The following is an 18,824-nucleotide window of genomic DNA, read 5'->3' as shown; positions in this document are numbered from 1 at the left end:
CGAGACAGAGACTGGGCCGGGACAGCGACTGAACGAATCCCCCGGGGCGGCCGCGTGCTTCGCCCCGTCGCGGGCTATCCGAGCCGGAAGCCCGCCGGGACACATGCCAGTTGGGCGGCGAAGGCGGTCACCGGGCAGCGAGCGTGAAACCCGGGTGACCGCGTTGGGGACATGGAGCTGGTCGGCTCCGTTGTGCTGTGTGATCGGACGGCCGTGGGCGGCGAGCTGCGCTTAGACGCGGGGCGGGAGCCGGCATCGAGGGCGACGGCGAGCGGCAGCCGGTCTCCCAAGCGATCCTTACGAGGAAGACGCCCGGGTGATGGACGTGGCTGGCGCTGGAGAGGCAGCAGGTGGCTGGTTGCTGACCCCGTACTTGATCACGCGGGCGGGGCGGCCGGGTGGCCCGCTGTGAGGTCGCGGCAGGCGGCGCCCGTGAGGTGCCGCGACGCGCGCCTGCGCCGGAGTGCGAGTGAACGCGACAGCGCGGAGACGACCCACGAGAGTTCCCGCACGAGAATGTGGTCGATCGCGCAGGTCGTCGTGGTGATGTCGGGGGTGAGTGAGCAGGTTGCCGGGTTGGGTCCGTTGGAGGTCGGCGGGGGAGACAGGTGATCCAATCGGAAGCTACGGGTACGGGGGCGGGGCGGCGAGCTTCGGCGAGGCAGACCCGGCCACGCTGCACGCCCTGGCTGCGACCCGGCTGGCGGAGACGATTCTGAGGGATGCCGCGCGGGACTTCATGCACCTCGGCGGCGGGGGCCGGGATGTGCCCAACGCTCGTGTGGTGCGACGACCTCCGGGAGATGTCGTTCGCGCTCGACGTCCGGGCTCGCCGACTAGGAAAAGTGCCTCTAGTACCTCTGGTTCCGTGGTCGCATCCGCGTCGTATCTCCACGGGCCGATGGGTCATCCGCCTGGGCCAGTGACGCATATCCGTGCGCGGCGGGCCACCGCTTCGCGGCAAGGCGGCCAGTTCCATCGGGCGGCAAAAGACGAAGGCAAGGAGAACTCTCTCCTTGCCTCTCTCAACGTATAGCGCACTGGGGGGCTTGCCACAAGCCCCGGGGCACGGCGCAGAATCGTCGGCCGAGGCCACAACCTGCGGAAATGGGGGCACGACGTGCGTGTGTTGTCGTCGACGTATGAGGGATGCGGTGACGTCGAACCAGTGATGGGACCGGCAGCGCGGTTGCGGGTGCCCGGCGTGGAGGTGCGGGGGTGTGCCGCCGGGGCGGAGCGGTCGGCCGACTCGTCGCAGGGAAGCAGGCAGGGATGAGGACGTGCCCGACAGGGGGTTCGATGGAGTTGGAGTCGCCGGTGATTCGATCGGCCACCGCAGTACAACGCCGCACGGCTGCCTCGGAGGTAACGCAGTGAACGAGCAGTACGTGCTGGATCTTCAAGAGATTGATGAGACCCAGGTCGCGGTCGTGGGTGGCAAGGGCGCCCACCTGGGTGGCCTGTCGCGGATCGAGGGCATCCACGTGCCCGGCGGTTTCTGTGTGACGACAGGCGCCTTCCGGCGGATCATGGCTGACGCGCCGTCACTTGACGAACGACTCGATCAGCTGTCCCGCCTGAACCCGGACGACCGGGAGGCGATCCGCACGCTCAGCGGGCAGATTCGCCGGACCATCGAAGCGACCGCCATCCCGGACGAGCTCGCGGCGGCGATCACCCACGTGCTCGCCCGGTCCGGCGAGCGAGCCGCCTACGCCGTCCGGTCCAGCGCGACCGCGGAGGACCTGCCGACGGCCTCCTTCGCCGGGCAGCAGGACACGTACCTGAACGTGATGGGGCCGACGGCGGTCCTCCAGCACGTCAGTCGGTGCTGGGCCTCGCTGTTCACCGAGCGGGCCGTGACCTACCGCCAGCGGAACGGCATCGACCACCGCACGGTCCACATGGCCGTGGTCGTGCAGCAGATGGTTTTCCCGCAGGCGGCCGGCATCCTGTTCACCGCCGATCCCGTCACGGGCAACCGGAAGGTCGCCACCGTGGACGCCGGCTTCGGCCTCGGCGAGGCTCTGGTCTCCGGCCTGGTGAACCCGGACGTCTTCAAGGTGCGAGACGGAGAAGTCATCGCCAAGACGATCGCCGCCAAGCAGCGTGCCGTTCTCGCCTTGCCGGCCGGCGGAACGCAACACGTGGCGATCGACTCGCAGCGCCAGGAGCAGCCGGCGCTGACCGATGCGCAGGTCCTGCGGCTCGTCCAGCTCGGGCGACGGATCGAAGCGCACTTCGGACGCCCGCAGGACATCGAATGGTGCCTGGTGGACGACGGCTTCCAGATCGTTCAGAGCCGGCCGATCACGACGCTGTTCCCCGTTCCCGAGGCCGGCGACCAGGACAATCACATCTACGTCTCCGTCGGCCACCAGCAGATGATGACCGACGCCATGAAACCCCTCGGGTTCTCCATGTGGCAGCTGACGGCCATGGTGGCGATGTACGAGGCAGGCGGGCGGCTGTTCGTCGACGTCACCCGGCGCCTGGCCTCGCCCGCGAGCCGCGCGGGTCTCCTGGACCTCATGGGCAGAGGCGATCCGTTGACCAGGGACGCACTGGAGACCGTCCTCGATCGCGGCGACCTCGTCGCGTCGCTCCCGGACCCGGACCCCGGCCCCGGCGGGCCGCCGTCCGGCGGTGCGTCCTCCCCGGTCGAGCCCGACCCGGCCATCGTCACCGAGCTGATCGAGCGCAGCGAGGCGTCCATCGCCGCGCTGAAGCGCGACATCCGTACGAAGACCGGACCGGCGCTGTTCGACTTCCTCCTGGAGGCCTTCGAGGAGCACAAGCGAGTGCTCACCCAACCGCCGAACTTCCAGGCGATCATGGCGGGGATGGAGGCCACGTGGTGGCTCAACGACAAGCTGCGGGAGTGGCTGGGCGAGAAGAACGCGGCTGACACGCTCACACTGTCCGCGCCCGACAACATCACGTCGGAGATGGGACTTGAACTGCTCGACGTCGCCGACGTGATCCGCCCGCATCCAGAGGTCGTGGCGTATCTACAGGGCGTCGAGGACGAGGGCTTCCTGGACGAACTGCCGAAGCTCGCGGGCGGGACCGAGGCGCGCGACGCCATCGAGGCCTACCTCGACCGGTACGGCATGCGCTGCGTCGGCGAGATCGACATCACGAGGCCGCGGTGGCGCGAGCGCCCCACCACGCTCCTACCCGTGATCCTCGACAACGTCAGGAACTTCGAACCGGGCGCCGCCGAACGGCGCTTCGAGCAGGGGCGGCTCAAGGCCCGGAAGAAGGAACAGGACGTGCTGTCCCGCTTGCGGGCCCTACCGGACGGGGAGCGGAAGGCCGACGAGACCAAGCGGATGATCGACCAGGTCCGTGCCTTCGCCGGATACCGGGAGTACCCGAAGTACGGCATCGTCAGCCGCTACTTCGTCTACAAGCAGGCCCTGTTGGAGGAGGCCGAGCGTCTCGTGAAGGCCGACGTGCTGCCCGAGAAGGAGGACATCTTCTACCTCACGTTCCAGGAACTCCACGACACGGTGCGCTCGAACCAGGTGGATGGCGGACTCATCCAGCAGCGCAAGGAAGCGTTCCGGTCGCACCGGACGCTCACACCGCCCCGGGTGCTCACATCGGATGGCGAGGCCCTCACCGGTGCGTACCGGCGTGACGACGTGCCGGCCGGCGCCCTGGTCGGCCTGCCGGTCTCGGCCGGGACCATCGAGGGAAGGGCCCGCGTCATCCTGGACATGGCCGATGCCGACCTCGAAGCGGGCGACATCCTGGTCACGCCCTTCACCGACCCCAGCTGGTCACCGCTGTTCGTCGCAATCGCGGGCCTGGTCACGGAGGTGGGCGGCTTGATGACCCATGGCGCGGTGATCGCCCGGGAGTACGGCCTGCCGGCCGTCGTGGGCGTCGAGCAGGCCACGCGGCTGATCAGGAACGGGCAGCGGATCCGCGTGCACGGAACCGACGGGTACGTCGAGATCCTGCCCTGACCGACCACACCGAGAAGCCCATCTGCGGCTTCCAGCCATGAGCAAGTCGGGGCGGTCTCCGCCCCGAGCAGATGAGTAAATGGCGCCTGACCGGCCTTAAGCCCAGGTCAGGCGCCATTTCTTGGGCTTCTAGAAGAAGCCCAGTTTCTTCGGCGAGTACGACACGAGAAGATTCTTCGTCTGCTGGTGGTACGCGGCCTCTCTTACTTTTGACCTGCGGAGACGGATGGAATGGCCCGATGCGGAGGCGAGTTGGTCCGCCCCTGGTCCGGATCTTGGTGTGTGGTGCCTGTGAGGGCGGGGCTCCCCGCGGTACCACCTGGCACAGGTAGGCGGGAGCGCCTTCTGGGGTCCATGTGGTCTAGATCGATGCCGTTCGGGCAGGTGGAGCCTTTGTGGTCCAGGTGCGTCGACGGTGTTGGTGACAGGAAAGATCTGGTTCATCCGCAGCCCCAACCTCCTGGTGCTGCACGGTCGGCGCACTACCGCCCTCAACGCCACCTGGCTGAAGTGGGCCGCCAACCTGGCCGCCTGGTACCTGCTCACCTTCACGCCCGCCCTCATCACCTCCTGGACGTATCCGCGCCGGGACAAAGCCGTGGGCCTGCCGCGGGCCCTGATGCTCGGGCACTCCTTCGTCGTCATGAACTACATGTCTTTCCTCTGCGCGTGGAGTGCCCTGTTCCGTATGGTGCGCGGGCAGACGGGCTGGACCAAGACCACCCGGGAGGCCGAAGCGGCGTGCTGAGCCGCCGCCAGGGAGATGCGAGGTTTCAGGGCCACACAGTCCGGGATATGAGTTTCTGCCGCCGCATTCGGGCATCCGTTCCCGTCAAGAACCCTCCAAGCGCCCCGGCCTGACAGATCGCCAGGACTTCGTCGGCTTGCCCGGCTTCCAGCGGACGATGGCGGCGGATGCCAGGTCGTCGTGGGTGAACACGATGCGGCTCCTTCGCGGGGGCGGGTCGGCGGCCAACTGGTCCTGGCCGGCGAGGACGGCCGCCGCCTCGGCCCGGTCGATGAGGTGATCAGGCAGACCGGCTTCCGTCCCGACCTCACCTTCGTCGGCGAATTCCGCGTCGCCCTAGCCGAGCGCCTCCAGGCTCCGGCCGAATGGCTCCGCGGATCGTCCCCAACGTCCACTCCTGCGGCACTCTCTACCCCCATGGTGTGAAGGAGCTCTCCCATCCGGTCGAGTAGGGGCGAACCGTGACTGTGGAGTTGGTGTGGGTGAGGCTACCGCGCGGCTGCGAGCCCGGCTCTTCCTCGCGCGAGCGGAAGGCTCCCGATGGCAAACGGTCGCCGCTCCCCGATCATGCACGCGACCGGCCTAAATGCCTCAACAAGGCCTCATGGCATAGGGGTTGCCCGGCTTGCCGGGCGGAACGGTTCCATTGTCGGCTGTCCCAATGCGACGTAGCTTCTTGGTGGGCAAAACTAGGATCCCAGCGTTCGATTGGAGGAGTCGTATGGGTACTTCGCACTGCCCCACCGACGCCGACGATCCCATGGCCCCCGTCGCCCCACAGGTCCGCGAGGTGATCGAGCGCGCTGTCCGCGAGGGCGTGCCCGGCATGGTTGCTCGGACCCGTGACGGCGACCGGGTCTGCTGGTCGGCGGCGGGTGTCGCGGACATGCGCAGCGGCCGGGCCCGTGTTCCGCGGGAGCGGTTCCGGATCGGCAGTGTGACCAAGGCGTTCACCGCGGCGGTGGTGCTGCGGCTGGCCGCCGAGAGCCGGCTCAGCCTGGATGACACGGTGGAGCACTGGCTGCCGGGCCTGCTGCACGGCAACGGGCACGACGGCAGCCGTATCACCGTCCGGCACCTGATCCGCCAGACCAGCGGTGTCTTCCCCTATGGCATGGACCCCGCCAGGATGGAACGCTTCTTCAACCCCGGCTTCCTCACCGGCCGCTTCGACCGGCTCACACCGCAGGAACTGGTGCAGATCGCGGTTGGTCACCCGGCCCAGTTCCCGCCCGGCAAGGGCTGGGCCTACAGCAACACCAACTACATCCTCGCCGCGATGATCGCCGAGAAAGCAGGCGGGCTGCCGTTCACCGAGCTGTTGACGGCGGGCAGGTCACCCGCCCGCTCCAGCTGGCCGGCACCTACGCGCCCGGCGGCGAGACGGAGATCCGGGGCACCCATCCCCGGCACTACTCCAAGAATGCCGCCGACGGCGACCTTGCCGCACCTGTGCACGATGTGACCGAGCAGAACGCCGGGCATGACTCTGTCGCCTGGGCCGCCGGCGGAGCCGTCTCCACCTGTGACGACCTGGACCGCTTCCTCACCGCCCTCCTCCACGGCGAACTGATGCCGCCCCAGCAGCAGCACGAGATGTTCACCACCACCCCGGTACCGCCGCACGTCTGGATTGACGGAGCCCACTACGGCGCCGGCATCTGCTCCATGCCCCTGCCCAACGGCCGAACCGCCTGGGGCGTCGGCGGCATGATCCAGGGCTCCTTCACCTTCGTCATGGGCGACCGCGATGGCCGACGCACCATCGTCACCCAGATGAACGGCGACTGGGCCCCAGCCCACTGGCCCAGCTGGCTCTCCACCTGCTCGCCGAGGTGATAGGGGCCCACCTCTCTTGACCACCCGTGCCGAACGGACCGCCCGGATCCCGCACACGCGAGCCCGTCCTTGCCCGCCGGCGGCCGCTGCTGGCGGACGGCGAGCCGGCCTGTCGGGCAATACCGGGAGCGAGTTGCCGTCGGCCAGCTCCGACGGCTGCCGCGTGCGGGCCCCAGCCTGCCGTGCACCTGCGGTGTCGATGCCAAGCACTGTTCTCGGTACGAGGCGGGACACATATGCCGAGCTCAACACCGCTTTCCGGCAGTACCTGGCCGGCCGCCCTGACGGACCAGACGCACGCCTCGCTGAACGCGGACGACTCCGGCGCCGCGACCCGGCGGCTGACAGAGGCGTGCGACACCCACCGGGACCGCTACGCCGAGGCTCAGCCGCAGGTCCCGGCCCTGCTGCTCGACCTCGCTGGGACTGTCAACCGCTCGTTGAGCGCGGCCTACGGGATGCTGATGCGGCTCGACCACGGCGGGGCCCGTCCCGGGAACCTGCTCGACGCCGTGCGGGCTGACATCGATGTGCTGTGGCGCCAAGTACGCCTGACGCGGCAGCGTATGCGCGCCAACCTCGGGTGCTGACCTGAGAGCAGGACGGCTGAGCGGGGCGATGTGCGGTCGGTTCCAGGTCGATTTCCGGACGCTGACCGGCATTCCCTGTCCGGCACGGGCCGAGTGGGCATGATGGGAGGGCCGCAACAACGGGGACGTTGGCTCGATCGGGGGAGCGATGGGTGGCGACAGTGGTGGGGTGCGGGCGATACGGATATGGGCGCAAGACGTCGTGGCCCGGGCCGATCTGCTGATTCCGTTCACCGAGGTTCCGTGGAGGAGCCGGTTCCCAACCATGTCCGAACCGGGGATCCAGGACCGGACGATCGGCGAACTCACGCGCCTGGAAGCCCTGTTGCAGCCAGGTGACACCGAACGGCATGCGGTGGTCGCACGGCTGGGCACGTTGCTCGCACTGCGGTACGCCGGCGCGGGCGGCGGAGCCGCCGAGGACCGCAAGCGGGTGCTGCGGTACATGCGCGAGGTTCGCGCAGCCGAACCGAAGGCGCCCGACTGGGAACGGCGGTGTGCCGCCGCCGGGCTGCTGGTGGTGCTGTTCCCGAGTCCGGAGCTCGGCGGGCGAGACGGCCGGCTTCCCGACCATGCGGCCTTCATGGACTGGTGCCTCAAGGACGGTGCGAGTCTTGATGTCGCGGAGCTGCCCGAGCTCTTCACCGACGTCCAAGCCCTGCCGATGCCGCCGGAGCTGCGGCAGGTCATCGACCAGGCGGTCCCCGCGCTCGCCCTGCTGAAGGAGATGCTGCGGCCCGGCGGGGTGGCCAAGGTGACGGGCGAGCAGGTGAGCAGCGTACTCCCGGACGACTTCCCCTGGGCCGACCAGGTCCGGATGGTGAATTGGGTCCGGGCGCGGGTCCGTGATCAGCCGCGCACCTCGGACGAGGAGCCGCGGGCCGAACAGTCGGAGGCAGCCCGAGCGGAGAGCGAGCGGCGCAAGAGAGCCCGGATCCTGTCCTCGATGGAGGCCGTGACTCCGGGCTTCATCAGCCCGGACGCGCTCCGGAGGATGAATGAGGAACTGGAGCGGGACCCCGCGCACTCCCGGGCCCGCCCGGATGACCGGGCACTGGAGGCCCTCCCCAGAGTCCTGCAAGAGGCGCTGGCGGCCGTCCGCAACAGTGACCCCGATCAGCTCGACGTGGCGCTCGACCACATGGCCGATGCCTTGGGCCTGCTCCCACAGGGGCACGAACTGGCCGGAGTGATGGAGGTTTTGCGGTCCGTACTCGTGGGCGGCGGGGATGCGAACGGCGGGAATCTCCAGGACGCTGAACTCGGACACCAGCTCCTCGAATCGTTACGGCAACGGTTCACCGCATCCGAAACCTCGCCTCCGTGGCACCTCACCGTCTTGGTCCGGTTGCTTTCCGCGCAATCGAGGTTGGAGCGGGCCCAACATGCGGAAGACCTAGCCGAGTTGGACGGGGTCATCGACGAACTCCTGAGCCTTCGGGACATCGCATCACGGGACGACGACCTCTCCGTCAACGTCCTGATGGCGCTCGCCGAGGCCTATCAGGCGCGAGGTGCGGTGCGCGGCGACGGCTCGGATCGTCTGCGCATGTTCGAGTGCCTTGAGAAGATCGAGCAGTTGGAGGACTTCTCGCCCGCCTTGAAGGAGCCGATCGGCCACCTGGTCAGCCTGATCCGGATCCAGCGCGGGATGGATGAGAACGATCCAGAGCTCATCCGGGAGGGCCTCTCCGTCCTACAGCCCACAACGGTTCTGAGGAGCGAGGCGGAGTCCCGGTCGGCGAGGGGCCTGCTCGCCCTGTACCACCAGACCAAGGATCCGTCCGCTCTCGACCAGGCCATCGCGGGGTTCGAGCGCATCAGTGAACGAATCCGGCAAGGCGAGGAGGCGACGCTGGCGGGGAGTGTGTTGTGGAACCTGGCCGAGGCCTACGCCTGCCGGTCCGACCGCACGGAGGATCCGGCCGATCTGGACGCAGCCATCGCCACCGCCCTGGATTCACTGCACTCCGTCGCCTCCGATGTCCTGCTGCAGTCCGGCGCCGAGCATGGCCTGCTGGCAGCCAGGAAGGGGGGCGAACGCGGGGTCCTGGTCGCGCGTTGGGCTGCCGCGTGCGGCCACCTGGAGGAGGCGGTCGAGGCGCTGGAGTGGAGCCGGGCGCTTGTGCTCCAGGCCGCCTCGGCCTCCGCGGGAGTACCCGAACTGCTGCGGGCTCGTGGGCAGCGGGAGCTTGCCGACGCCTGGAGCGGGATGTCTTCCTCGCCGCCGGGCGAGCCGGGCCGACAACTCCCCAGCAGCCTGCGCCGCCGCGCGCTGGAAGCGCTCGGCTACCGGCGCCATGACGATCGGCGGCAGCTCTTCAGCATCCCGACGATCGAGGAACTCTGCGACGCGACAGCGGCGGCCGACAACGACGCGCTGGTCTACCTGGTACCGGGGGACGCGGAAAATCCGGGTGTCGCCGTCTTCCTGGTGCCGGGGATCGGGTCGAAGGCGTTCCTGGTGCCGGCGCTGTCCGGGGAGGGGAGCGGGCCGTTGGCCGCATACCTGGAAGCGGCCGCGGCCAGATCCCGGTACAAGACCGAGGCGGCCGAAACTGTCTGGGAGGACGCACTCGGACAGCTCTGCGACTGGGCCTGGTCCGCGATGATGGGACACGTACGCGAGATGGCCGTGCTACTGCGCGCCGACGGCCGCGACGGCTACGACGGCGAGGGTGAGCCGGACGCGTCGCCGCCCCGAGTCGTCCTGGTGCCCTGTGGGAACCTGGGCGTGGTGCCCTGGCATGCGGCGAGAGTGCGCGACGGGGACCGGTACCGCTACGCCTGCGAGGACATGGTGGTGAGTTACGCCGCCTCGGGCAGTCAGCTGCTCCTCACGGTGGGGCGCGAACAGCGCGCGATCGACTCGGCGCCGGTGCTGGTGGCGGACCCCCGGCTGTCACTGACCCATGCGGAACGGGAGATCAGTGCTCTGCAGTCCGGTTTCTATCCGCGGGCGCGGCTGTTCGGCGAGTTCTACCAGCCACCCGTGCCACCCGAGGCACCCGGAACACCAGCGGAACTCCTTGCGCTGCTGACAGCAGCGAACGAGCCACCGCTTTCCCTGCTTCATGTGGCCTCGCACGGCTCCGCGGGGCCGAGCCCGACCGTTTCCGCACTCAGCCTGGCATTCCCTGGCGACTCCGAGTCCTGGCCTGCCGGGCTGGGCGGCCCCGGGGCACTGCCGGACGCCGGCATGCTGACCGTGACGCGCCTCCTGGACCGCCCGGCCGAGGACACCGCGCGACGCGACAGTGGGCCGCTGGTGGTTCTGAGTGCCTGTGAGACCGACCTGAGCACCCGGGACCACGATGAGGCGCTGACCTTGACGACCGCCTTTGTGGCGCGGGGCGCGCGCAACGTAGTGGGCTCGCGCTGGACGACAGCCGACGGCGCCTCCGCGCTGATGATGGCGGTCTTCCACCACTTTGCGGCCGTCGACGGCCTAGACCCGGCCGCCGCCCTGCGGGCGGCGCAGCTCTGGATGCTGAATCCGGCGCGTCAGCTGCCCTGCCGAGTGAAGGGAATTGCGGCGCGCGATGCCGAAGCGCCGGACTTGGAGCGGCCGATGCTCTGGGCCGCCTTCATCCACCAGGGGCATCCCGGCCTTTCGCACGGCGACACCAGCACGGGGGGCGTCGAATGAACCCGGAAGACATCCTCGCTTCGATCCGTGCGCACTGGCCGGACATCCGCTGCGCCCTCGACGACGAGCAGCGCGAACTGCTCATTGCCCGGCTCGAAGCGCTGGCCCTCGCATCCGCCGACGAGCGAGCCGTACGTCGGTCCGTGCAGGGTGTGCGGCTCGCCTTGCTGGCCCCGCCGCCGAGCCACCTTGTGCGCTCCGCGCTGGACGGGACGCGGTTGGTCGGTCCCTCGGTGGCGGCCCCGACTCTGACGGAGGCGGCGCGGGAACTTCACGCCTGGCTCACCGCCCTGCCCCCGGACACCGCGACGGAGGCGGCACTGGCCGCGGCGGCCCGCCACCCCCGCGCGGCACCAGATCCCCCGCGCGGGGTCCGGCGGGGAACGAGCCGCCGCCGGCGCCGCCTGGGTCCGATCCGCCACTGCGCTCGGCCGCAGGGCTGCTGGTGAGGACGCTGACCCGGGCGAGAGCCCCAGGTGCCGACCGGAGAGCGACCCGATCCCGACCCCATCGCGCCCAGGCCGCCTGCTGGACTGGAAAGCACGGTGTGAATGAACAGCGTTGAACAGGTGGGGACAGACGCCATGTGATCGACGGCGTGGCGGCTGGCCTCAGGCGGCAGGGGCACACCGGGGACAAGCCCCCAGTGGCACTCGCGGGGATAACCGCCCGGGTGCGTCCGGGAGTAATCCCTGGCAGGGGCAGGACATGCACCACTCGGCACGGAAGCAGGGAGACGTATTCGTATGGCGGAGGTCAAGGGTGTGCTGCTGCCGGCCTATGTTCTGGCCGATGAGTCGGGCTCGATGGCGCCCTATGTACAGGAACTGTCCAACGGTCTGGTCTCGTTGTGCGAGGGACTGCGGTCCGAACCGATGATCGCCGCCAAGCTGCGCCTGGCGGTGCTCGGCTTCTCCGACGATGTCCAAGTCCGTCTCGGCGTGGCCGACATGCGCACCGAGACCAGCCTTCCGCAAGTGGTCATCCGAGGCCTCACCAACTACGAGGCGGCGTTCGACGACCTGCTCGGCCGTATCCCGACCGACGTCCAGTGGCTGCGCAGCGAGGGCTACAGGGTGCACCGGCCCGTCGTGTTCTTCCTCAGCGACGGTCAGCCCACCGACGGCGGTACCTGGCGAAAGCCGCACGCACAGCTCACGGACAAGGCGCGGACGCCGACTTCGCCCAACATCATCGCCTGCGGGATCGGCGATGCCCAGCCGGCCACGATGCTCGAAGTGGCGACACGCCCCGAGTTCGCCTTCGTCGCCAAGCCGGGCACCGACATCGGCCAGGCCATCTCCGAGTTCTTCCACGCGCTCACCGCGAGCCTGGTCGCTTCGGGTCAGGCACTCCACTCGGCAAGCCCGCAACTTGTGATCCAGAAGCCCGATCAGTTCACGATGGCGATCGACGAGGTCTGACCGTGAACCACTCGACCGGAGCCTGGAGTTGGCTCAGAGGCGGGGGCCGGAGCGAAAAACCGGCGCCGCCCCCGCCGCCTGCAGCACCTGCCTTGCCGCGTCCGAACTCACCGCAGGCCCCACCGCCTCAGTATGTTCCTCAGGTTCCGCACGTCCATCTGGACCCGCTATCTCCGCGCGCCCCACAAGCCCCGCACAATCCTCGGGCCCCGCACCCGCCCGAGCCCGCTTCGGGGCCAGCCTGCGCGACCCAGCCCTGGCAACGAGTCTCGATCGGAGTGCCTGGGCCGCAATTCGAGGCGCGGCCACCGGGTCAGGACGCCCATGAGTTCCCGGACACTGAATGTGATGGGTGGTCAACTCCATTTCTGTCCATGCGAGTTGCCTCCATCCGGGGGGCCAAACACCGCTATTACGAGCAGCCGCGCCAGGACGCTGCCCGTGCGGCGGTGCACGAGGCGACCGGCAATGTTGTGTTCGCTGTCGCCGATGGCGTATCGAGCGCCACGAGCGCCGAGTTCGGAGCCGCTGAGGCGTGCCGGTCCACCCTGGAGCGGATGCTCCACCTGCTCTCCCAGGGGCAGGAGCCGCCGGACTTCCGGGATGTCGTCGAGTTCGCCGCCGAAGGGTTGCGCCGGCTCGCACGGCGGCGACTGAACAAGGAGGAGCCCGAGCCGGCCGAGGTGGCGGGGCTGTATGCGACGACGCTCGTGGCCGGTGTGGTGCGTCCCGATCCGGCAGGCCCCATCGTGTCGCTCTGCCGAATCGGTGACTCCGGGGCGTGGTTACTCGATCCGTCGAGGACGACGACCCCAACCGGCCGGTATCAGCCGCTGTTCGACGCCAAAACCGGGCCGGACGACCTGATCCTCTCGAACGACGTGTCGCCACTGCCCCACGTGCCCGATCCGCTGCCGGTGACCAGCACACGCCTGGCCGCTCATGAGGCACTGCTCATCGGCACCGACGGCTTCGGCGACCCGCTCGGCGAGGGGGACGGCCAGGTCGGCGCGCTGTTCGCGCACCACCTCGCCCAACCGCCGACGCTGCTCTGGTTCGCCCACCTCGTCGACTTCACCCGGGAGACCTTCGACGACGACCGGACGCTGCTCGCGATCTGGCCCCGCACCACCAGGGCGCCGCGATGACACCCGCGCGTTTACCCCCGGTCGATTACGGCACGCTGATCCTTGGGCGCCAGTTGGGCCAAGGTGGCCAGGGCACCGTTCACCAGGTGGTCAACAGGAAGATCAACGAGGCCGACAACGGCGGCTGGGACGTGGTCTACAAGGAGTACAGCGCTAACGTCCTGCCCCAACTCGACACTGCCGCTCTGGAGGCGGCCGTAGCACTCGTCGGTGAGCCGGGCTTCACCGAAGGCAAGTGGCTGTGCGAGAAGACCGCGTGGCCCGCGGCCACGGTCCTACGCCAGGGCCGCGCCTGCGGATTTCTCATGCGTGCCGTGCCCGACCGCTTCTACTTCACGCTCCGGAGCCTGACCGGAACAACCCCCGGAACCCGAAGGCTCGCCAACCTGGAGTACCTGCTCAACGACGACTCCTACGTCGCCGGAATCGGCCTGGCCATCAGTGATCGTGAGCGGCTCGCCCTGTTGGCCGACCTGGCCACCACGCTCACCAAGCTCCACCGCATGGGCATCTCGGTCGGGGATCTCTCTCCCAAGAACCTTCTCTTCACCACCGCCCCGCGGCCCGAGTGCTTCCTCATCGACTGCGACGCCGCGCGGCTGCGGGGCGCGACCGTTCTGCCCCAGGCCGAGACGCCCGACTGGCAGCTCATCGCCGGGGAGGAGAAGGCGACCCGGCCCGGCGACGTCTACAAGTTCACGCTGCTCGCCATCCGGCTTTTCGCCCGTGACCAGACCTGCACTGATCCGGCCGTCCTGGCAGGAATCAGCCCCATACTCGCGAACATGGCCCGCGAAGGGCTCAACCGAGACCCGGCCTTTCGCCCTGCTCCCTCCCAGTGGGCCGAACAACTGGCCGCGACGGTCAGGACGGCGTCAAAGGCTCCCACCGTGGCATCCCCGGCACACACCGCCGGCCAGAGGCCGCTCGCACGGCCACCGACACCAGCCGGCATCGGCCCACGGCCGGGGCGCCTGCCAGGACACGCTGCAGGGTCGGCGACCATCCCGGGCGGCATCCGGGTGTCCGGCAAGGCGGCTGGGGCCATAGCCGCTGTCGTCCTGGCTGCGATCCTCGCCATCGCGGCCCCGCACATGCACGACGCGGACAGCTCCGATACTGGGGTCACACCGCGCCCCCAAGTCTTGGTGGACCCCACCCATCCCACCGACCCGGACACGCCGACACAGGAGACAACGACGAAACCTGCCCAAGACACGACGGACGACAACACCCCCGCCCCTGCCCCGACGACCGCCCTGCCGCTGCCCGCGCTGCCGGCGCCGCCCCCGTTGCTGCCACCGCCCCCGTTGCCGCCACCGCCCCCGCCACGGCCGAACTACTACGGCGCCATCGCCGTGAGCCAAGACGGCAGTATCGGCAAGTCTTGGGACTACAAGTCCGCGAGCGCCGCACAGGAAGGGGCGTTGTCGAGGTGCCGGGGAACGGGCTGCAAGGTCCTCACGACGTTCGTCAACAGCTGCGGTGCCGTCGCTTACAACTCCAACTCCCGCCAATACTGGGGAGGTCACGGCGCCACGCCGGCCGAAGCCGAGGACAATGCCATCTCTCATGTGGGTGGCGGTCGCTGGCTCGCCTACGTTTGCACCACTCGGAACTGAGCTGGGCAAGTGGGGCTCGTAAGGGCATCGCTGCAGGTGGGAGCCCGCGCCAACCCTTGAACTGTCTCTTTCCGGTCAGGCCGGGGACGCTGCCGGCCTGGCACCGCAGGCTGATGGCCCGGTGTCTCGTCCCACTTCCCGCCGTCAGTGTTCACGGATCAGCGTGAGCGCGCCACCATCCAGACGCGGCCCACGGATCGGGCTACGCTCGGTCGTACCGTCCGAGCGTAGCCCGTACCCGGGAGCGTGGACAGACTCGATACACACCGCGGTCGTCGGCCGCGCCACCCGTAGGCATCACGGTCGTAGCGGGAATGTCCTGGTCGTGGGACTTGTCGATGGTGAATACGAGATCATTGCCTTGGACGTCGAGACGTTACGCAAAGCGGTTCTTGAAGCGGCCACGGTCTGCCTCAGCGTTCTTTGTGTCCCGCTCGAAGGGTCACTCGACGAGAACCACATCTGCTCAAAGCTCGACGAGGCGGGCGTAGCGCGCGCACGGCTTCGTGCTCGCTGCCGGGTATGGGGTCGAGCGCAAAGGCCAGTGGCAGAACGTTGGCCGATGCGCGGGGATGGTTTTCGAAGCGCCCCCACGCGGCGGCGATTTCCTTGTAGGTGCCGATAGAGATACGCCGTTCCGAGGTGAAGCTCGGCTCGCCGACCCGGCTGACCGGGAAGAGACCCGGGCTGAAGATCTTCCGGCAGGCGTCCGTCAGCTGCCGGGCCACGTGACCGTCCTGGGTCATCACGCGCACGGGCCCCTCGGTCGCGGCCTACAACCCGGCGACCAGAAGCACGACCATCATCAGGTCGCGCCCTGTTGGGCGAGCGACGGCTCCAAGTGTGGTTCCGTGTTGATAAATCTGTCCAACGTGGCGATCCGCCAGTGCCGGGGCCAGGTGCCTGTCTGGGTCAGTATCGCCGCCTCGCACGATGGGTTCACCAGCAGCACGGTTACACCGGCCGCCTCCCATACCAGCACGCATGCCCGCCACGTCAGGTTGAAGCTGACGCTCCCGGCTTCGGCTTGCGAGTGGCGCACCCACGCCGAGGGGCGGCATTCCTGGTGGTGGAGCGAGGCGTACAGCCCGACGTTCAAGTCGTCGATCGCGAGGTTGAGAGTGTCCTCGTCGGTGATCTCCTCTCCGCAGGTCAGACAGTCCACGGGCACCAGGGCGGCACGCAGCTTGCCGACCGTTTCGCTACCGAGGGCCGCACGGATGTCGTCGGCGGCGGCGAGGTTGTTGCGCATGAGATTCCACTCCCAGGTTCTCAAGGCGGGGGGCGCGATTTGCGGAGGACAGGTCCCGGAACGCTTTGTCAGGACTCCGCTCTGGCGAGCTCCCAGTCCAGCTCCCAGAGGCTCGCAGCCCCCTCGAACCCTCCGACAAGCAAGTACCGCCCATCCGGCGTCAGCTGAAGTCGAGCACACCGCTCTGCCCTGTCTCAAGGGTGTGCGCCAGGTCACCGGTCTGAACGCACCAGACCGTGATCATGCCTTCCATACCACCCGCGAAGACGAATCGATCGTCGGGGCTGAAACCCGTGGACACGAGATGACCTGTCTGCCCCGCGAATTCGTGGGCGCACTCGCCGACTCCGTTCCACATGCGTATGTGCGGCGCTTCGTCCCCGCATGCGAGGATGAGTTGGCGATCGTCGGTCAGGCATACGTCCCGCGGGTAGCAGGTGTCATCGACTGGGATGTCGAGGAGACACTTGCCGCTCGCGAGATCCCAGAATCGGATCGAGCCAGGCGCTCCGGAAACAGCGGTTCGCCGGTCCGCGCTGATCCGGACTGCGTTGATACGCGTGGTGTGGCCAGTGAGAGTGCGCAGGTGCCGTCCGGTGGTCAGGTCCCAGAGTTGGAGCGCGCGGTCGGTGCTGGCAACGATCAGTCGGCTTATGTCGTCGGCGATAGAAGCTGCTGTCAGTATTTGCGGGTCCAGCGGGGCGAACGAGGCGAGTTCCTTCCCGCTCGACGTTGACCATACGTGCGTGGTCCCCGTGGACAGGACGCCCGCGACCCGTTGGCCGTTGCCGCTGAGTGTCGTAGTCAGCACGCCGTCGGTGAATTCGAGCAGCGGCGTCCCGTTCCGTGCATCCCAGAGGTTCGACGTGAGTTGACTCCCGCATGTCGCATAGCGGCCGTCATCGGAGAGGCTCATTCCGAACTTGTTGAATGCCGTGCCCTGTACGGACATCGATCGCTGGATCCATGCTGCACGCGGACCGGTTCGAGGGAACGGCCGCCGAGCTCTCGCCAGGCCCGCAAAAGTCTCACGTCGCTCAATAGCCCGGGATCGCGCGCCCTGCTGAGATGTTCGTGTGCGGTCCGGTAGTGGGATGCGGCGATAGCCGCCTCTGCCCGGGCTGTCAGCTCGCGGACCGCGTCGCCAAAGCGGGCGAGGTCGACGGCGGGGTGAGGTTGGCTGATGCGCAATGCGGCGTGGTACCCGACAGGGACCCTCACGTTCCATGAGCGGACGGTGTTGTCCGCTGCCGCTGATCGTGCGCGGCGGCCGTCCTGCGGGAGTCAGGCCGCCCCCACCTTGAGCCACCAGGGTGGTTCTGCTCCCGGACCGGCGGCCGGGAACCGTGGTCAGTGCCTGAGCGATGCCGAAGTCCGTGATCTTCGCGACGCCGTCGACGCCGCTTTCGAGTAGAACGTTCGCCGGTTTCATGTCGAGATGCAAGACGGCGCTGTCGTGGGCGAATTCGAGTCCGCGCGCAATCTGGCTGCTGATGCGTAGGATGCGTGCGATGACGGTCGTGGAGTCACCGGCGTACAGGACGCCGGTGTCGATCGACTCGGGCAGGCTGCCGCCGCGGACGTACTCCGCGAACAGACGCGGGACACCGTTGAGCACGCGCACGTAGTAGCAGCTGCAGACATTCGGGTGCAGCCCCAGGGACACCCAGGTCTGGGCTTCAGCGATGAAGCGTTCGACATCTCCGGGGTGGACGAAATGTTGCGGCAGCGGGGACTTGACGGCTGGGTCAATGCCCCACCCGAGGTGTCGCACGCGGTGGACGACGCCTATCCTGCCGCGGCCAACGCATCGCGGTTCTACGTCCGTCGTCCGGAGACCACCCCGACAGCTTGTGCTCCCCGCTGTGTCACCCATTGGCTCCCGCCCGACTGGTCGGTGATGGGCCGAACTTCGGGCGATCTCCGGGTGGGGGGTTCACACGACGAGGGACCCGCTGCTTCGCTGGCGGTGTGCCGGAACACGACAGGAGGTTGCGTGGATGACGGCAGCATGACGGCCTTCCTGGCAGCGGTGATTGGAGTTGTCGGGACACTGATGTCCGCGCTGTTGACGCAGCGCGCGGCCGACCGTAGTCGGCAGCGCGAGCGGGAGCGGGCCGAGCGGGTGCGGGAGTGGCGCGACGAGGCTCAGGAGCTGCGGTCGTGCTACGTGGCACTCAACACCTCGGCTCGGCAGTATCTGGCTGCGCTCACCGATCACTTGCACGCGTTGAGCCGCGACGAGGATCCACGGTCCGTGCGGCAACGGCTGACCGAGGCGCGTGATCAGTACCGGGACGTGTACGCCGAGGCTCAGATGCGGGTTCCGGAGGGCGTGCTCGAACTCGCGGGCGACCTAAATCATGATCTGGGCGTGGTGTATGGCATGGCTCGGCGTCTGGAAGACGGCGTGCCGCGGGCGGGGGACTCGTCGGCCGCCGTGCACGGGAGCATTGACGGGCTATGGGGCGGACTGCGTGAGATGCGACGCGCGATGCGGGCCGATCTGGGCGAGTCTCGGGCGGATTTGGGGCGTTGAGGAGGAGAAGCGCGGGAGCTTGTCGCCATACGCCCG

At 68.6% G+C, this 18,824-nt stretch carries 14 protein-coding genes and 1 pseudogene; 12 read left to right on the top strand and 3 right to left on the bottom strand.

Annotated features, from left to right (window positions below; all coding sequences use genetic code 11):
• Positions 1–1,373 precede the first annotated feature (1,373 nt).
• From rph to OG522_RS03915, 11 genes and pseudogenes are all read left to right on the top strand, one after another.
• Positions 1,374–3,977: a rifamycin-inactivating phosphotransferase gene (gene rph / locus OG522_RS03965; RefSeq protein ID WP_329461509.1), complete on the top strand. Its 2,604-nt coding sequence runs from the start codon at positions 1,374–1,376 to the stop codon at positions 3,975–3,977.
• Positions 3,978–4,392: 415 nt separating this feature from the next.
• Positions 4,393–4,725: a hypothetical protein gene (locus OG522_RS03960; protein WP_329461508.1), complete on the top strand. Its 333-nt coding sequence runs from the start codon at positions 4,393–4,395 to the stop codon at positions 4,723–4,725.
• A gap of 123 nt (positions 4,726–4,848) precedes the next feature.
• Positions 4,849–5,168: pseudogene (locus tag OG522_RS03955) on the top strand (flavoprotein); the annotation flags it as partial.
• A 278-nt stretch (positions 5,169–5,446) separates the two neighbouring features.
• Positions 5,447–6,190 carry a serine hydrolase domain-containing protein gene (locus OG522_RS03950; RefSeq protein ID WP_329461507.1) on the top strand — a complete coding sequence of 248 codons (744 nt, stop codon included), beginning with the start codon at positions 5,447–5,449 and terminating at the stop codon, positions 6,188–6,190.
• The gene (locus OG522_RS03945) at positions 6,079–6,564 is read left to right on the top strand and encodes a serine hydrolase (protein WP_329467476.1); all 486 of its coding nucleotides are present in this window, start codon (positions 6,079–6,081) and stop codon (positions 6,562–6,564) included. Before OG522_RS03950 ends, OG522_RS03945 begins: the two co-directional genes overlap by 112 nt.
• A 236-nt stretch (positions 6,565–6,800) precedes the next feature.
• Complete coding sequence (locus OG522_RS03940; RefSeq protein WP_329461506.1) at positions 6,801–7,154, top strand: hypothetical protein; 354 nt, start codon at positions 6,801–6,803, stop codon at positions 7,152–7,154.
• A 265-nt stretch (positions 7,155–7,419) separates the two neighbouring features.
• Positions 7,420–10,803: a CHAT domain-containing protein gene (locus OG522_RS03935; protein ID WP_329461505.1), complete on the top strand. Its 3,384-nt coding sequence runs from the start codon at positions 7,420–7,422 to the stop codon at positions 10,801–10,803.
• Positions 10,800–11,252, top strand: a complete 453-nt coding sequence (locus tag OG522_RS03930; protein WP_329461504.1) for a hypothetical protein — start codon at positions 10,800–10,802, stop codon at positions 11,250–11,252. Before OG522_RS03935 ends, OG522_RS03930 begins: the two co-directional genes overlap by 4 nt.
• A 297-nt stretch (positions 11,253–11,549) precedes the next feature.
• Positions 11,550–12,227, top strand: coding sequence for a vWA domain-containing protein (locus OG522_RS03925; protein WP_329461503.1), 678 nt, complete (start codon positions 11,550–11,552; stop codon positions 12,225–12,227).
• 374 nt (positions 12,228–12,601) lie between these two features.
• Positions 12,602–13,375, top strand: a complete 774-nt coding sequence (locus OG522_RS03920) for a protein phosphatase 2C domain-containing protein (protein ID WP_329461502.1) — start codon at positions 12,602–12,604, stop codon at positions 13,373–13,375.
• 86 nt (positions 13,376–13,461) lie between these two features.
• Entirely contained in the window at positions 13,462–14,997 is a 1,536-nt protein-coding gene (locus tag OG522_RS03915; protein ID WP_329461501.1) for a DUF4189 domain-containing protein, read from the top strand.
• Between the two features lie 413 nt (positions 14,998–15,410).
• On the opposite strand, the gene OG522_RS03910 is transcribed toward OG522_RS03915, so the two are convergent.
• The 3 genes from OG522_RS03910 to OG522_RS03900 form a co-directional block, all read right to left on the bottom strand.
• Positions 15,411–15,752, bottom strand: a complete 342-nt coding sequence (locus tag OG522_RS03910; RefSeq protein WP_329461500.1) for a hypothetical protein — start codon at positions 15,750–15,752, stop codon at positions 15,411–15,413.
• 50 nt (positions 15,753–15,802) lie between these two features.
• Positions 15,803–16,249: a hypothetical protein gene (locus OG522_RS03905; protein ID WP_329461499.1), complete on the bottom strand. Its 447-nt coding sequence runs from the start codon at positions 16,247–16,249 to the stop codon at positions 15,803–15,805.
• 160 nt (positions 16,250–16,409) lie between these two features.
• Positions 16,410–18,125, bottom strand: a complete 1,716-nt coding sequence (locus OG522_RS03900; RefSeq protein WP_329461498.1) for a protein kinase family protein — start codon at positions 18,123–18,125, stop codon at positions 16,410–16,412.
• Positions 18,126–18,245: 120 nt separating this feature from the next.
• Between OG522_RS03900 and OG522_RS03895 the strand changes: the two genes are divergently transcribed.
• Positions 18,246–18,788 (top strand): hypothetical protein, encoded by a 543-nt coding sequence (locus tag OG522_RS03895; RefSeq protein WP_443074658.1) that lies wholly within the window; start codon positions 18,246–18,248, stop codon positions 18,786–18,788.
• Positions 18,789–18,824 lie beyond the last annotated feature (36 nt).

The sequence above is a fragment of the Streptomyces sp. NBC_01431 genome (assembly GCF_036231355.1).
Classification (GTDB): domain Bacteria; phylum Actinomycetota; class Actinomycetes; order Streptomycetales; family Streptomycetaceae; genus Streptomyces.
This window is presented reverse-complemented; position numbering and strand designations above follow the sequence as displayed.

Excerpts from the sequence above, each read along its gene's own strand:
- OG522_RS03930 (WP_329461504.1), top strand. The coding sequence starts at position 10,800 with ATGAACCCGGAAGACATCCTCGCTTCGATCCGTGCGCACTGGCCGGAC.
- OG522_RS03940 (WP_329461506.1), top strand. The coding sequence starts at position 6,801 with ATGCCGAGCTCAACACCGCTTTCCGGCAGTACCTGGCCGGCCGCCCTG.
- OG522_RS03905 (WP_329461499.1), bottom strand. The coding sequence starts at position 16,249 with ATGCGCAACAACCTCGCCGCCGCCGACGACATCCGTGCGGCCCTCGGT.
- OG522_RS03935 (WP_329461505.1), top strand. The coding sequence starts at position 7,420 with ATGTCCGAACCGGGGATCCAGGACCGGACGATCGGCGAACTCACGCGC.
- OG522_RS03950 (WP_329461507.1), top strand. The coding sequence starts at position 5,447 with ATGGGTACTTCGCACTGCCCCACCGACGCCGACGATCCCATGGCCCCC.
- OG522_RS03925 (WP_329461503.1), top strand. The coding sequence starts at position 11,550 with ATGGCGGAGGTCAAGGGTGTGCTGCTGCCGGCCTATGTTCTGGCCGAT.
- OG522_RS03920 (WP_329461502.1), top strand. The coding sequence starts at position 12,602 with ATGCGAGTTGCCTCCATCCGGGGGGCCAAACACCGCTATTACGAGCAG.
- OG522_RS03900 (WP_329461498.1), bottom strand. The coding sequence starts at position 18,125 with ATGGGTGACACAGCGGGGAGCACAAGCTGTCGGGGTGGTCTCCGGACG.